The sequence below is a fragment of the Actinomadura rugatobispora genome, assembly GCF_042656285.1.
Lineage (GTDB): Bacteria > Actinomycetota > Actinomycetes > Streptosporangiales > Streptosporangiaceae > Spirillospora > Spirillospora rugatobispora.
Window position 1 is genome coordinate 1 of the sequence record NZ_JBHSON010000063.1, and the last position, 15,829, is coordinate 15,829.

A 15,829-nucleotide genomic window follows, 5' to 3' on the forward strand; every position below is an offset into this window, starting at 1 on the left:
ACGCCTCTGGGGAGCCGTCTCCGACATCGCCGGAGGCATCAAGGACTGGTTCAAGGCCAACCGAGCCCTCAAAGCCGCCGAAAAAGCCGCCAACACAGCCAGAGCCGCCGCCGACGCCGCACCGAAGTTGTGCAAGAAGAACAGTTTTCTGCCTGACACAAGGGTCAGGTTGCCCGACGGCAGGACCAAACCGATCAAGAAAATCAAGGCCGGGGACAAAGTGCTGGCCACTGATATCAGGACAGGCAAGACTTCACACCGCACCGTTGTGGCGACGGTCGCCGGGGCCGATATCAAGAACCTCGTACAGGTGAATATTGATAGTGACGGGGACCGCGGCGTCAAGGCCGACGTGATCATTGCCACCGGCAATCATCCCTTCTGGGTCCAATCCCTCTCCCGCTGGCTGCCCGCCGAGCAGGTGAGGGCTGGAATGTGGCTACGTTCCGACACGGGCACCCAGGTTCGGGTAACCGCCATCCGGACTTGGAGCCAGTATCAACATGTCCACAACCTCACCGTCGCTATCGATCACACCTACTATGTTGAAGTCGGTGCGACTACGAATTTTGGATTGGTCTCCATGATCAATGCCATGACCGACCTTCCTGGGGCATTCGCAAGAGCTCAAAGCTCGGGCGATGGGGTTCTTCATTTCTACGAGCGCGATGGTCACCTGACCGTGCAGCGCCACGCTGATCGAGTTCGCGTGACATGCAGCTATGTCGACGGGGTCATGGACGTGAGCGATAAAGAGCTGGCGATCGCCTTGCTTGACTTTGTCCATAAGGGCACCACGTCTCTTATTGAGGATTATCCGGATCTCTTGAAAAATCCCAGCTTCCTCGGTCTCGCTTACAAAAATTGAAGTAAGCATGTTAAGAGGGGGAGCCGGGCGGGTCAACGGGGTGGGCGTCGGGAACGCCATCTATGATGAACGCGCCATAGTCCGCGGCCGCCTGCCGGTGGGCCAGCGCCTCCTGGCAGGGGGCTCTCGCGCCATACGTTTGCCTCTCTGACGCTCGGAAACCGGTGGATCAAGGACGCCGTCGAACGGCTCGCCCTCAAGGGGCTTGATCGCGTCATACCCGACGGCGGGTGTTACCGGGTGGCCTACCCGCGGACGACGCCACCCGCCGGCTCACCCGCCCGCGCACCGACCGCGAGAACATCGGCGCGGGCGACAACGACATCAACTACACCTACGACCCCGCCGGCAACGTCACCAAGATCGCCGACACGCCTGAACGAGCTGGAGACCGAGTCGCTGCGGTCCACCGGCGCGGTCCTCACCCCGGCCACCGTCCGGGCCGTCTACCAGCTCGGAGCCGACGACGCCGAGGTGCTGTTCAGCGCGGTGACCTGGCTGCGTCGGCACCCGGACGCGGGAGCGTGGACCGCACGTCAACTCCCGGTCCCCGGCATGCACACCAAGTGGCTCGACACCCATGGCGCGCTGCTGCGCGACGTCGCGGGACGCGACGTCCGGGACGAGGTCCGGCCCCGGCCGGCCGTGCTGCACCTGACCTACGTCGACCCAGGCCACGCCGCGTCGGGCCGTCGCAGGCATGACGCCTGGACCACCGGCGACACGCACGACATCGCCTACCGGCCGCGGATCGTTCTCGTCGTCGAGAACCGCGACTCCCGGCTCTGGTTCCCACCGGTGCGGGACACGATCGTGGTCGAGGGCGGCGGTAAGGCGGCCGGGACCCTGCTCGCTAACGTGCCCTGGATCCGCGCTGCGGAGCACGTCGCCTACTGGGGAGACATCGACGCGGACGGATACGCGATCCTCGACCGGTTCCGCGCCGCGCTGGCCGAGCCCGGACCGGACGAAGCGCCACCGAAACCGGTCACCTCGATCCTGATGGACGCCACGGACCTGCACCGCTACGCCCGGCACGGGGTGAACCATGACAAGGCGGGTCGCCCCATCAAGCCGTCCCCGGTGATCCTGCCGCACCTCACCGAAGCCGAGACGACCGCCTATGACACCATCGCGACTGCAGGCCCCACCCCGTTCCGCCGGATCGAACAGGAAGCCATTCCCCTCGCCCACGCCGCAACCCGGTTGCTGGACGTCTGCATGAGATCCCCTTCGTCACCGGGCCGCAGCCGTTGTCACCCGATCGATGGGGCGTAGGGTTTCAAGCCTGTTCGCCAAGCGGCGGGCCCGTCTCAGGAAGCCTCGCGTGCCGGCCGGAACATCGTGTTCGACACCGGCGGCGTACGAGGATGGACGCAGCGGGGATTGTGGGGACACCGGTTTCCAGGTCGAGGTGGCCAGTCTGACGACCTGTCCGACCAGGAAGGTCGATCTCGCGGTGGAGGCTCCGCCGTCGGCTTCTCCGGTCATGACCATGGCAGGTCCGGCGCCGGCACCGCTGGAGTCGGCGGGCAGGAGGCCTCTCGCGCTGTCCGGTAGGGCGGAGGCGCGTGATCTCGCCGGCTCAGCTCTCGCCGTTTCCGGGCCCGTTGCCGCCGAGGAAGTAGAACACCGCGAAGGTGAACAGCACGGTGGCTCCGAACACTCCGCACCCGTACTCGATCGCCTGCGGAAGCGAGTCGCCGTCGAGGCGCTGCAGGATGCCGCCGACCAGCGCGGCGATGACACCGAGGAGGACGGCGATCGTCGCGAGCAGGGCACGGACGGTACGCGATCTGTGCGACCGGGGGGCGGTCATGATGCTCCCTCCAGGGTGTGGACGGTTTCCAGCAGGCCGTTGACCAGTCCGTCGGCCAGAGCATCGCGTGTGGTCTCGGCGGCCTTCACCAAGGCGTGGTGCGCGATGATCTGCGTGTCGAGGGCGTCGACCGCCAGGCCGATGCGGCGCTGCTCGTCGGCTGGCGGCAGCTTCACCGGAAGCGCCCCGAGGTTCGCGGCGCTGATGGACGGGATGGCACTGGCCGCCCCGCTGCGCGCCTCGATCCACTTTTGGACCGTCGGAGACGAAAGGAGCGCCAGCAGGTAATCCGGTTCCACGCCGTCGTCGGGGCGCAGACGCATGAGGTTGGTGGACGGCAGCCACCCCTCCTCCGCCGCGGTGACGAGCGCCGTCGGACCGACCGAGCCGGTGCGAACGATGAGAACGTCGCCTTGCCGGACCTGGTACTTCTCCAGTGCACGCGCGCTCTCGACAGAGAGCAGGACGGGGTCTTCGACCGATATTCGATGGTCCCTCAGGTGCGCGGGCATCACCAGAGGGACGCCATGGGGCGCGCGTTCGGCCTTCTTGACGAGGCTGTGGGACGGGCCCGCCTGGATGCGGCACAGATCAGCCAATCGCACCTCCCGCCGGTCACTGACGCGACCGCGCTCGTCCAGCGTCCGGTGCGCGATGCTGATGCGGGCGGCCCGCGCATCGGCTTCCCGGGCCTGCTCCGTCTGGAATTCCAGCGCGGCCGCCGGTCGTGGAACCTGGATTCCGGTCTCACCGCCGGGCCAGAACGGCGTCTCGGGAAGGTGGTCTGAAGGGACGAGTGAATGGCTGCGCTCCGCGATGTCCGCGACCGGGACGGCGGCGGCCGCGCCGCGACCGCCCAGCGCCTCAAGCCACCTGTCGTCCCCGGAACGCCACCGGTGCACGCACTCGACCAGGGCGTCGATCTCGTCCTGGGCGAGGACGCGCTGCTTGCCGGTCTTGACGCCGAACCGGCGGGCGTCGATCAGCAGGATGCGCCCGCCCTGTGCCGCCACCCGACCGGTGGGATGCCTGAGGACCCAGATCATCGCTGGAGCGGCGGTTCCGGCGAAGAGCTGGCGGGGCAGGGCGATGACGCACTCCACCGCCCCGTCCTCGATCATCCTCCTCCGGATGTGCAGTTCCCGGGCGTCGGTGGACACCGCCGCCCGATTGGGCATCAGCACACCGGCCCGGCCGCCCGGTGCGAGTGACCCGAGGATGTGCTGGAGCCAGGCGTAGTTGTCGTTGTGCGGTGGTGGAGATCCGTAGACCCAGTCCTTGCCCGGCTCCTCGTGGCGGCCGTGCCGCCGGCTGTTGAACGGCGGGTTGGACACAACGACATCGACCTGCGCGGAAGGCGAAGCGGTCTGATGAGGCTGAGGAGCCACACTCAGGTCCACCTGCGGGACGCCCAGCGCGTGGAGCCTCATCCCTGCGATCTCCAGCAGGTCCCGCGAGGGGCTGGTTCCCGAGAACCGCAGGCCGGGGGAGACCTCCAACGCCCCTGCCAGGAACTCTCCGCCGCCCAGGAAGGGGTCATGGATGCGCCCGGCGGCGCGGCCGTCCTTGAGCAGCAGATCGATCATCGTCCTCACCACCGAGCGCGGGGCGAAGAACGCCTCGTCGGCCGGTTTGCTCCAGGTCTGGAAGCGGTCGAGCAGTGGGTGGAAGGCGTCCACCCCGAGTTCCTCGCACAGCCGCACGATGTGCGCCACGTCGTCGACGGCCTCGGCGTCGAGGTCGTCGAGCCGGACCGCCGATCCCGGTGGCAGGCCAGCCGATTCCAGCGCCGCCGCGACGCGGCGGCCGATCGCCCGCAGCAACTCCTGCGGAGACCATTGCTCGTCGAGTGCGCCGCGCACATCGTCGCGCAGCCGGGACCATGCCGGACTGTCTCGGTGGCGCAGCAGGATGAGGGAGGACAGGAGGTGGAGGTAGACGGTCGGGTGCTCGCGTCCGCGGACTCTCACCGAGAGCGGTCCGAAGAGCTCGGTCAGGATCTCCTGGGTACGAAGGGCGGCAGCGTCCTCGTCCGGGGCGGCGGTCATGAAGCAAGTCTCGGGGAAGGACGCCCTGAGGGCAACTGCGCATCATGATGCGCACTTCCGCTGAGCCGGGAGAAGCCGGCCGGCCTGCTGACCGAGCGGCAGGACGCGATGGCCGCCCCGGAACGGGTTCTCGCGCCACACAGGGAACCCCGACTCCGACACGCCCAGGACGCGGCAGCACGCCTTGATAGGCAGCCGCCGTCCGTCCATCACCTCGATCGCTTCGAACCGTTTTGGGGCACGGCCTGCTGCATAGGTTGGATCGCCCGCTGGGTCACCGCCGGTTCGGTCTCCACGCGCGCGATCCGGCGCCGGGACGCCGCGAGTCCTGCGTGGCCGGCCGCTGCCAGCCTCGGCTCCAGACCCGCGTCGATGTGGTCCTGGCCCAGCCGGATGTAGATGCTCCGGTTGGGCATCTGCACATCCGCAGCGCCCTGCCGGACCGGCGGGCCGTCCTTGACCGGATGCAGCACTCGCGGCGGAACTCGAGCGGTGGCTCCCGGGCCCTTCTTCAAGATCCGAGTCAGGGACGTCACCGAACCCGGTGAACTGGATTGCCAGACGCTCGGGACGTACTTCTGGTTGTCGGCCGGGTCTGGCCTGGGGGCCGAGGGCGGGCCGTGGCCCGTCGGCTTGCGTTCCTGACGACGCCCGAGTACGACAGTGATCGGGTTGTCAGGACACGGCCTGCAAGGGTGAGTCTGGCTCGTATCATGACTATCTGCACGACGGGCGATCCAGTGTGGCGGTGATGATGCCGGCGCGGCGAGGCAGGTGTGCATGGATGACCTCAAGCCATCCGACCCCCGCGTGATCGGAGGCATCGAGTTGCGGGGCAGGCTCGGTGAGGGTGGCATGGGGGCTGTCTATTTCGGGCTTACCGCGGACGGGGAGCAGGTTGCGGTCAAGGTGATCCGGGACGCGATGGTCGGCCATCAGATCGTCCGTGAACGGTTCAACCGCGAGATCAAGGTGATGGACATGATCCGCGGGCCCGGTGTGGCGGGGCTGGTCGCCGCCGCGGCGGAGGGCGAGGAGCCACCATGGCTCGCCATGGAGTACGTGCGCGGCCTCACGCTGCGGCAGTACGTCGAAGGCCGCGGCACGCTGGCCGCGGCGATGGGCGCCGCGCTGGGTGACCTTCTCGTCGAGGCGCTGATCGCCGTCCACACGGCCAAACTGCTGCACCGCGACCTCAAGCCCGGCAACATCCTGCTGGGGTCGGAGGGGCCGAAGATCATCGATTTCGGGCTGGCGGGGCTGCTGGAGGCGCTGGAGGATCAGGAGCTCACCTCGACGAACGAGACCTTCGGCACCCCGGTCACCATGTCTCCGGAGCAAGTGGAGAGCGCCAAGAACCTGACGCCGGCGGCCGACGTGTACTCGCTGGGCGCGACGCTGATCTACGCCCTGGCCGGTCACTTCCCGTATCAGCGTCCGAACAAGAACGCGCTCTTCCACGCGATCACCGACTCGAACATCGCGCCGGACCTGAGCGGCCTGCCGCCCACGCTGGAGCCGGTGATCGTCGCGATGGTGGCGCACGAGCCGGCTTCGCGCCCGACCCTGGCCGAGGCCGCCGACGAGTTTCGCCGAGTGTGCAAGGAAGCGGGCCTGTCGCCGAGGGACGCTCGTGTGCACCTGGCTACCCTCACCTTCGTCAAGCGCGACACCGACCCGCCGTCCGACTTCGACCCGCCCTCGCAGGCGTGGCGCCGCCGTCCCGTCACGGTCCCCGTGCCACGGCCCGCGATCCAGGCGCTGGCGGACCGGATCCGCGCCGCCTACGCGACCTCGACACGGCTTTGAGATGAAGGAGTTCTGCGAGTGACCATCGCACATCCGCAGGCCACGCCGTTCGCGAACGGCGCGCGGATCGAGGTGCGCGACGCCGAGTGGATGGTGCGCACCTGCACCCCGGTCGAGCGGGGCTACATGGTCCGGGCGGTGGGGGTCTCGGAGTTGGTCCGGGACGAGGACGCGATCTTCTTCACTGACATCGAGGACGTGCGCCCTTTGCGTCCGGAGGACACTGAGCCGGTCGCCGACACCACGCCGGCCTTCGCCCGCGGCCGCCTCTACCTCGAATCCGTGCTGCGCCGCACTCCTTTGCCGCAGACCCAGCGCGGCCTGGCACTGGCCGATCGGTTCCTCCTCGACCCGCTCACCTACCAGCAGCGCCCCGCCGAGCTGGCGCTGCAAGGGCTGCGCCCCCGCATCCTGCTGGCGGACGTGGTCGGCCTCGGCAAGACCCTGGAGATCGGCCTGATCCTCGCCGAGCTGATCAGAAGGGGCCGGGGGGAGCGGATCCTGGTCGTCACGCCCCAGCAGGTTCTCGAGCAGTTCCAGCACGAGCTGTGGACGCGGTTCGCGATCCCGCTGGTCCGGCTCGACTCGGTCGGCCTCGAGCGCATCCAGCGTGACATCCCGGCCGGCCGCAATCCGTTCCTGTTCTACAAGCGCGCCATCATTTCGGTGGACACGCTGAAGAACCAGGGCAAGTACGGGCAGCACCTGGAGAACATGCACTGGGACGCCGTCGTCATCGACGAGTCCCACAACCTCATCAACGAGGGCAATCTCCGCAACCGGCTGGCCAAGCTCCTGGCCGCCCACACCGATGCGCTCCTGCTGGCCAGCGCGACCCCGCACAACGGCAACGCCGAGTCGTTCGCCCAGCTCGTCCGGCTTTTGGACCCCGCCGCGATCGCCGACCCGAAGAACTACTCGGCCGATCAGATCAAGCACCTCTACCTGCGCAGGACGAAGGTCAGCCCGGAGGTACGCGACCAGATCGGCGGCCGCTGGCCGGACCGCGGCCCCTCCGTCGCGGTGCGCTGTCCGGCCACGCCCAAGGAAGAGCGGATCTTCGAGGAGCTGACCCAGGTCTGGCTGGACGGGCCGGAGCGCACCGGCGGCCCCCTGGCCGGCCCGGACCGGCGGCTGTTCCCCTACACGCTGCTCAAAGCGTTCCTGTCGTCCCATGTCGCGCTCGCCTCGACGGTGGGACGACGCCTCAAGAACGCGACCGAGCCCCGCGAGATCGAGGCCCTCACCGACCTGGCCGCTCTTACCGGAGCGATGCAGGACAAGGACTCGGCCAAACGCCGCGCCCTCATCGACAAGCTTGAGGAAATCGGAGTCGGAGGCGGCAAGGCGACCCGCGCGGTGGTGTTCTCCGAGAGCGTTCCCACCCTGAACTGGTTGACGGAAACGGTCCCGGCCGAGCTGGGCCTGCGGCCCGATCAGGTGCTGCTGATGCACGGCGGCATCGGAGACCAGGAGCAGCAGCGGATCGTGGAGGAGTTCTCCCTGCAGGACAGCGAGGTCCGGCTGCTGGTCACCGGTGACGTGGCGTCCGAGGGCGTGAACCTGCACCGCCAGTGCCACCACCTGATCCACTACGACCTGCCGTGGAGCCTGATCCGGATCGAGCAGCGCAACGGCCGTATCGACCGCTACGGCCAGGAGCACCAGCCGCAGTTCCACGCGCTGATCCTCACCTCCGAGATCGAGGGCGCCAAGGACGACACCACCGTCGCCGAGAAATTGCTGCGCCGGGAGGAGGAGGCGCACCGCAGCCTGGGTACGGCCGAAGCGGTCACCCGCGAGTTCACCGCCAAGAAGGAAGAGGACCGACTCATCAAGGACCTGCTCGCCGGCAAGACCGTCGAGCAGTCCCTGGACGAGGCGCCGCCCGCCGGGTTCGACTTCCTGGCCGACCTGATGGGCTCCATGGAGCAGAACACCCAGGAACCGCCGCCCAGCGCGCCCGACCCGAAACTGTTCGAGTCCACCGAGGCGTTCGTCCGAGAGGCGCTGCGGACGGTGGTCCCCGGCCTGCGCATCGACGACGACGGGGAACTGCTGGCCTTCGAACCGCCGCCGGACCTCATCCAGCGGATGTCGGCCCTGCCCGCCTCCTACCTGCGCAGGCACAAGGTGCACGAGCGGATGAAGGTCACCTTCAACCGCGCCCTGGCCCAGCGCAAGCTGGACGAGGCCCGCCGCACCAAGACCATGTGGCCGGACATCGCCTACCTGTCGGACCTGCACCCGATGGTGGAGTGGCTGGTCGACAAGGTGCAGGTGCAACTCGTACGGCAGCAGGCACCCGTGATCACCGCCCAGGTGGACGAGCCGGCGTTCCTGCTGCAAGGCATCTATTCGAATGCTCTGGGGCAGCCGCTCGTCGTGGAGTGGATGGCGATCGACGGCCTGCCGCACTGCCCGCGCGTCCGTGACATGTTCGAGGTGCTCGCCGAGGCGGGAGTCGGCCCCCAGATGATCAACACGCTGCGTCCGCCGGACCTCGACCGCCTGCGCCCCCTTGTCCGGAACGCGGTGGAAGAGGCCCGCCGCCGCCTGGACGCCCGCCGCGACGAGCACGCCGAGCAGGTCGAGAAGCAGCTCAGCGGGCCTCGCGAGCGGCTCGTGGATTGGGAGCAGACGTCCCTGTCCGGCATTCCGGCCGAGGGACGAGGCGCCCGCAAGCGCGACGACGTACGCGACACGGCCGACCAGCAGCGGCGGCTCATGGAGAGCATCCGCACCACTGGGGAGCCGCTGCTGCGCGTCCTCGCCGTCCTGGTTCCGCATGATGACTGAGCGGAGCGAAGGACTGACCGCTGTTCTTGCTGGGGGTGTGGGGGTTCGTCCCCCCACAGGGGGAGGGGAGTGACCATGACGTTCGATTCGCTGGTCAACCGCGGCGACTACTTCTCGGCGCACTACCTGGCCGAGGTGCTGCCCAAGGACCTCAAGAAGAAGGACGGCCTGTTCGCCCGCTGGACCGAGCAGGAGAAGCGCTGGCGCGACGAGCACAAGGGTGGCGAGGAGAACCAGGACGAGGAGAGCGGCTGGCCGACTCCCCGCGCCGGTCTGCGCGCCCTCCGCAAGCCGTACTTCAAGGCGCGCCCCACCTTCGCCGACTACCTGGAAGCCGTCCGGGACGACGCGCCCGTCCGTCCCGACCCGCTCGAGTACAAGAAGTCGCTGCACGAGCTGCACGGCCACGTCCTGCGCGCTCTCGGGTACGAGGCGGAGCCCCGCACACTCACCGTCACACATTCCGGCGGTGCCTATGAGGTGGACGTCGCGTACGCGGGCCCGCACGACCGCCCTCTCGTCGTCGCGATCGAATGCGGCTGGGCCCCCGATGTGGACGCCGCCCTCGACCCCGAACTGTCCGGCCTGCTGCTGCGCGGGGTCGAGCTTGACGGCAGGGAGACGATCGAGACCGGGGACAAGCTCGCGTCCTGGCTGCTCAACAGCGAGGACCCGCCCCGCTACGTGCTCATCCTGGCGGGCGGTGTGGTCATCCTCGCGGACCGGATGACCTGGGGCGAGGGCCGCTACCTCGCGGTCAGCCTGGACGTCGCCCTGGGCCGCGGCACCGCCCTGCCCGACGAGCTCGGCACCATCGCGGCCCTGTTCGGCGCGGACACGCTGCTGCCGCCCGAAGAGGGCGGGACGGAACGGCTGGCCGAACTACTCACCAGCTCCCGCCAGCACGCCGTCGGCGTCTCCAAGGAATTGCGCGATGGACTCCGCGACTCCGTCGAGATCATCGCCAACGAGGTGCTGAATCGCCTGTACGAGCAGGGCGTGAAACCCGCTGACCTCATGGAGCCCGCCGCGTTCGCCAAGGAACTCGGCCGCGAATCCCTCCGCTACCTGTACAGAATCCTCTTCCTTCTGTACGCCGAGGCACGTCCCGAACTGCACGTGCTGCCCGCGGACGATGAGGCGTACGTCAAGGGGTACAGCATGGCCCGCCTCGGCGACCTGCTCATCCGGGAGTTGGTGTCAGAGGAGTCCCGCCGCGGATTCCATTTCTACGATTCGCTGGACCTGCTGTTCCGCATGGTCAACGACGGCTACAACCCCCGTGGAGGGACGGAGCCCGGCGAGTCCGAGGGCGAAGGACTGCGCTTCGAGCCTCTCAAGAGCGACCTCTTCGACCCGGAGCGCACCAGGCACATCGGGACGTTCGTCCTCGACGATGACGACGAGAACCCACGCCGCATCGACACCCGCCTCCGCAACGAAGCCCTCCGGAAGGTGCTTCGCCTTCTCATGCTGGCCAAGGGGAAGCGGAAGGAGCGGGGAGGTTTCATCTCCTACGCCCAGCTCGGCATCAACCAGCTGGGAGCGGTGTACGAGGGGTTGATGTCGTACACGGGGTTCATCGCCAAGGAGGAGCTGTACGAGGTCGCCAAGAACGGCGACCCCAAGGACGGCTCCTGGATGATCCCCGCCCACAAGGTCGCCGACTACGACGACTCGGTGTTCGTGCGCCGCATCGACGAAAATGGAATCAAGACCGGCGAGTGGGTCAGCTACAAGCCCGGATCGTTCGTCTACCGGCTGGCCGGCCGCGACCGCCAGACCAGTGCCTCGTACTACACGCCCGAGTCCCTGACCCAGGTCACCGTCCAACTCGCGTTGCAACATCGACTTGACCAGGACGGGACGACCACCAAGGCCCGCGAGATCCTCGACTGGACCATCTGCGAGCCCGCCCTGGGCTCCGGCGCGTTCCTCAACGAGGCCATCAACCAGGTCGCCGCCGAATACCTCAAGCGCCGCCAAGCCGAGTTGAGGAGTGAACGCCTCGAAGGTGAGCGCTACATCCAGGAACTCCAGAAGGTCAAGGCGTACATCGCCCTGCACAACTCCTATGGAGTGGACCTCAACGAGACCGCCGTGGAACTGGCGGAGGTCTCGCTCTGGCTGAACGTCATGCACGAGGGCCTCCAGGCCCCCTGGTTCGGCCTCCACCTCCGCCGAGGCAACTCACTCATCGGTGCAGGCCGCCGCCTGTACGCCCCGGACGCTCTGAAGAAGGGTGCCTGGCTGACCACCGCCCCCAACGACCACCCATTCCGGGACGGTCCGATCCCCCATGGACACATCCACCACTTCCTGCTACCCGCCCAGGGCTGGGGAGCGGTAGCGGGCGAGAAGGAGGCCAAGAACCTCGCCCCCGAAGAGGCGAAGCAACTGGCCGCCTGGCGCAAACGCCTCCGCACCTCCCCTTCTACTGGGAAGAAGCGCTCTCAGACTGAACGCCTTCAAGGCTTGGCTCGCCGGGCCGAGTTCCTGTGGGGCCTGGTCATCAGGCGGCTGGAGCTTTCCGAACGTGAGATCAGTCGGCGTGTGGACGTCTGGGGCGCTGAGGATCTGCCCGAGCCCAAGGAGGCTATCCCCAGGGAGGAGATCAAGGAGAGGCTCACCAGGCAGGGGTCGCCCTACTGGCGCCTCAAGACCGTCATGGACGCCTGGTGTGCCCTGTGGTTCTGGCCGCTCGACAAGGTCGGTCTCTTGGACGGAACGGACGAGCAGTACGAGGTGCTCAAGGCCCCGCACGTTATCAGCCGTGTCGCCGAGCCGCAGAAGGCGGAAGAAGCAGCCACTACGGACTCGCTCGTTGTTCAGCAGCGATGGGAGGCGCCCACCCTGGACGGGGCGCTACCTCCTGCCCAGCAGGAACTTGCTCTCCAGAAGCAGCGCCGCAAGAGCCAGCCAGCCAAGCCGCGCGTCAAGCGCCGCACGGTGACCCCGTTGAACAGCCTTGACGACTGGCTCGACTTCGCCGAGGCACTCCTGGGCGCCGACGACTTGGACGAAGAGCGTTCTCTGTTCCCGAAGTCTGACCTTCTCAGCGACCTAGACCAGTACGAGAGGGCGCTTCCGACTTGGATGGGCATGGAGGACGAGTGGAGACTGGAAGAATTCTTCCCCTGGCTCCACACCGTCCAGAACATCGCCGAGCAGCAAGGCTTCTTCCACTGGGAACTGATATTCGCCCAGATCTTCAACAAGGGCGGCTTCGACCTCCAGGTAGGCAACCCACCCTGGGTACGACCCCGCTGGGAAGAGGCAGTTGTACTGGCCGAACTTGCACCCTGGTTCGTGTTGGCGACGGAGCAAAATTCTATCTATAAGGAAGAACGGAAGCGGAAACTTCTCGAGCCGAACTCTTCGCGCGACTACTTCCTGAGTGAACGGACCAGAATCAGTGGTATCGGCAGCTTCTTGCAATCTGAGCCAACTTTTTCACTGCTAGTTGGCACGCAGCCAGATCTGTATCGCGCATTCATGTGCCGTGTGTGGAATAGTCTCAACGGTGCGGGAGTTGGCGCATTGATACACCCCGACACTCACTTTGGTGGGGCTCGCGAAGGGCGTTTGAGGGCTGCTGCATATAGGCACCTGCGCCTACATGCAACTTTCGTGAATGCTGGTAACTGGGCATTCCAGGACCTGGTGCGGACGCAGGAGTTCGGACTGCATGTGTACGGCCCTCGCAGTGAGATCAGTTTCGTCCATTTGAGCGATCTATATAGTGCTCAGGTGCTCTCGAAATCGTTGGTGCACGATGGGCAAGGGGAACTTCCCGGTATCAAGTACAAAGGCACCTGGGATACCCGTCCTCATAAGGCTCGGGTCATCAGTGTTGATGAAGAGGTGCTGGACGGCTGGAGAAAGCTCACCGTAGGCGCCGAAGTTCCTGTTGAGGAGACACCGTTGCTGTATCCGGTGACAACGGCGGAAGCGGACGGTATCGAGTTGTTGGCCGCTTATCCTCGACGCTTGGGGGATAGTAACCCTTATGTTAGTAGTGGATATCATGAAAAGGGGGCCAAAGACGAGGGTTTGATTCAGTGGAAAACAATGCGGCCAGAATCGCTGGACGACGTGGTCCTGCAGGCACCGCATTTTGCGATTGGGACACCCTTCTACAAGCAGCCCAAGATCCCTTGCCGCACCCATCACGACTATGTGGCGTGGGATGTTAGGCAATTGACCTCAGATGCGATCCCTATCACAAATTATCAGAGGGCTGCCGATCCCTCCCGTTTTCAATTGGCCCAAGATAGGTGGGGCGATTCTCGCTATACGGAACACTATCGCATGGCATGGAGGTCATTTATCGACCCAAAGGCTGCCGAGCGATCGCTGTTCGCAGCGTTGATCCCGCCAGGACCTGCCCATGTCCATACCGTCTACAGTATGGCAGTGCCCGTGGAGGGGAAAACTGGCACTCTGGGCAATGGTGTGAATATTGATAATCACGCCACTGCCCTCTTGGTCGGTTTCTGGGCCTCTATTCCTCTGGACTACCTGCTTCGCGTGACAGGTCGTGGGCATCTCCAGCGAGCTGAAGCTTTTGCGATGCCCGTGGGGGAACTGCGCCACCCATTTGCATCGGCAATGCTTTTGCGGACATTGCGGCTTAACTGTATGACAGAGGCCTACGCTGCATTGTGGAAGAGCGTATATTCTGCCAGTTGGTCAACGGAGACATGGGTCGTCAACTGGCCGCAAATGCCAGCGCTGGAAGCAGTGGGGCCACAGTGGGATCGAGTAACGCCGCTGCGTACGGAATACGAACGTCGTGCAGCCCTCGTCGAGATCGATGCGCTTGTTGCTGCATGGCTTGGGTTTTCGGTGGAGCAGTTGATTGCGATCTACCGTGCCCGCTACCCGATATTGGCTGATCGTGATTCGGCGATGTGGTTTGACAGCTCCGGTCGAAGGCTTTCAGCGGACCCATATGCATTTGGTTATGGGCAGACGAAAGAACACTTCAAGCACCTCCAGGAGCATCTGGAGCATCCGGAAAGGGTTCCTGCTCCGGAGGGGTACACGCCGCCGTTCTACAAGGCGGATCGGGAAGCTGAGTATCGGCAGGCACATGCCGTGTTCTCGGAGCGGCTGGAGCGGGCTAAGGCTGAGGGGTGGACGCCTGATGGGGAGTCGGCGTCGTGAACTCGGCTTCGACTGGCTTTGAGGCGGCTCGTTGCGTCGGCCAGGGCGTGAGGCTTGGGTGTGATCGGCAGCAGGCATATGGCTGCGGCGGCTCGTCTACCGGCCAAGACTCGGGAGGGGTGGGGTGTGTCAGCGAAGCTGCGCGTCTCTGATGCGTCCGCTGGCTCCATGCCCGATGTCGTGGGGCGGTTCCGGTTGGGGCGTCTTAAGGGGCGCAGGCCTGTTGCCTTGGACGGATGGCGGGTGACGACCGGCGATCAGCGTGTTGCCGACAACGTGGCCGCGCTGTTGGGTGGCACGCCGGAGGAGTGGGTTACCGAGGGCGAGGACGACATTGAGGTCCTGACGGACGCCGATGCCGTTGAGGTGATCTTGGATGGCCCCGACGCCATAGCGGCGGACCTCATGCTGTGGGGGATGGATGGGACCATCCTTCACCACTGTGATAGCCAGGCGTTTCTGAGTGGTGACCGTCCCGGGCAGCCGTGCGGGTGCCCTGAGCTGGTGGCAGACCGCAAGGCTGCGGCGAAGTCGGGACGGGGGCCTAAGCCCCGTACGAGGATCACGTTTCGGCTGCTCGGCGCTCCTGGCCTCGGGAAGTTCTGCATGACATCGGGGTCGTGGGATCTGGTTCGCGTGCTGCACGAGTATGCGGACGCCCTTGAGGGTGTTGGCGGGCCTGCTGCATGCGTGCTCAAGCTTGAAACGGTGTCCTTCACCCCTGAGCGTGGGCCGTACAAGGGGCGGGTGATCTCGTACAAGAGGCCGGCCTTGGCGGTTTGTGGTGCGTATGAGCATGGTGCGTCTGGCTAGGCCCGCGCCCGTCGTGGAGTCGTCAGGGCTTGAGGCGGGCCCACACCCACTTGCCTCCGCTGGGATCCCTCGTATAGCCGCAGCTGCTGGCGATCGTCGCGACGATGTTGAGGCCCCAGCCGCCGTTGTCGTCCCAGTGCTCGGGGGAGAGGTCGAGATCGTCGAGCGTGGGCTCGGTCGGCTGGCCGGGTGTCGGGACACGGTCGGACGAGTCCCAGACGGCCACGAGGATCTCTTTGGCCTCCCGGCTGAGCCGGTACGTGATCTGTTGGCCGGGCGTCGCGTTGACCGCATTGTTGATCAATTCGGAAGCGACGAGGAACGTGTCGTCCGAAATGTGAGAGTGGCCCCACTTTATAAGTCGGGCATTTGTAAGCGTTCTGGCCATTCCAGCTGCTGCTGCCGATGCCAGCATGGGAAGGATCAGTTCGTCCGTCTTTGTTGTCACGTCATCCTGCCCCTGACTTTGTTGTCGCTTTCTTGTGGCAAGGATCACGCGGTCGC

Annotated in this window: 10 protein-coding genes; 6 read left to right on the forward strand and 4 right to left on the reverse strand. The window is 66.0% G+C overall.

What is annotated here, in order from left to right; translation table 11 throughout:
* The coding region (locus ACFPZN_RS36075) for a polymorphic toxin-type HINT domain-containing protein (RefSeq protein ID WP_378286934.1) at positions 1 to 868 on the forward strand (868 nt) is incomplete at its 5' end.
* A gap of 240 nt (positions 869 to 1,108) precedes the next feature.
* Complete coding sequence (locus tag ACFPZN_RS36080) at positions 1,109 to 2,146, forward strand: Wadjet anti-phage system protein JetD domain-containing protein (RefSeq protein ID WP_378286935.1); 1,038 nt, start codon at positions 1,109 to 1,111, stop codon at positions 2,144 to 2,146.
* Between the two features lie 307 nt (positions 2,147 to 2,453).
* Here the strand turns inward: ACFPZN_RS36080 and ACFPZN_RS36085 are convergent, their stop codons facing one another.
* The 3 genes from ACFPZN_RS36085 to ACFPZN_RS36095 form a co-directional block, all read right to left on the reverse strand.
* On the reverse strand, positions 2,454 to 2,687 hold the full coding sequence (locus ACFPZN_RS36085; RefSeq protein ID WP_378286936.1) for a hypothetical protein: 234 nt from the start codon (positions 2,685 to 2,687) through the stop codon (positions 2,454 to 2,456).
* The gene (locus ACFPZN_RS36090) at positions 2,684 to 4,735 is read right to left on the reverse strand and encodes an N-6 DNA methylase (protein ID WP_378286937.1); all 2,052 of its coding nucleotides are present in this window, start codon (positions 4,733 to 4,735) and stop codon (positions 2,684 to 2,686) included. Before ACFPZN_RS36090 ends, ACFPZN_RS36085 begins: the two co-directional genes overlap by 4 nt.
* A 209-nt stretch (positions 4,736 to 4,944) precedes the next feature.
* Entirely contained in the window at positions 4,945 to 5,208 is a 264-nt protein-coding gene (locus tag ACFPZN_RS36095) for a hypothetical protein (protein ID WP_378286938.1), read from the reverse strand.
* Positions 5,209 to 5,515: 307 nt separating this feature from the next.
* Here ACFPZN_RS36095 and ACFPZN_RS36100 point away from each other — a divergent pair, with 307 nt between their 5' ends.
* The 4 genes from ACFPZN_RS36100 to ACFPZN_RS36115 all read left to right on the forward strand — a co-directional run bounded on the left by ACFPZN_RS36100 (position 5,516) and on the right by ACFPZN_RS36115 (position 15,325).
* Positions 5,516 to 6,544: a serine/threonine-protein kinase gene (locus tag ACFPZN_RS36100; RefSeq protein WP_378286939.1), complete on the forward strand. Its 1,029-nt coding sequence runs from the start codon at positions 5,516 to 5,518 to the stop codon at positions 6,542 to 6,544.
* A gap of 18 nt (positions 6,545 to 6,562) precedes the next feature.
* A complete protein-coding gene (locus tag ACFPZN_RS36105; protein WP_378286940.1) occupies positions 6,563 to 9,343 on the forward strand; it encodes a DEAD/DEAH box helicase in 2,781 nt (926 codons plus the stop codon).
* 75 nt (positions 9,344 to 9,418) lie between these two features.
* Complete coding sequence (locus tag ACFPZN_RS36110) at positions 9,419 to 14,512, forward strand: class I SAM-dependent DNA methyltransferase (protein ID WP_378286941.1); 5,094 nt, start codon at positions 9,419 to 9,421, stop codon at positions 14,510 to 14,512.
* Positions 14,513 to 14,680: 168 nt separating this feature from the next.
* Positions 14,681 to 15,325, forward strand: coding sequence for a recombination directionality factor (locus ACFPZN_RS36115; protein ID WP_378286942.1), 645 nt, complete (start codon positions 14,681 to 14,683; stop codon positions 15,323 to 15,325).
* Positions 15,326 to 15,347: 22 nt separating this feature from the next.
* Here the strand turns inward: ACFPZN_RS36115 and ACFPZN_RS36120 are convergent, their stop codons facing one another.
* Positions 15,348 to 15,821 carry an ATP-binding protein gene (locus tag ACFPZN_RS36120; RefSeq protein WP_378286943.1) on the reverse strand — a complete coding sequence of 158 codons (474 nt, stop codon included), beginning with the start codon at positions 15,819 to 15,821 and terminating at the stop codon, positions 15,348 to 15,350.
* Positions 15,822 to 15,829: the final 8 nt, after the last annotated feature.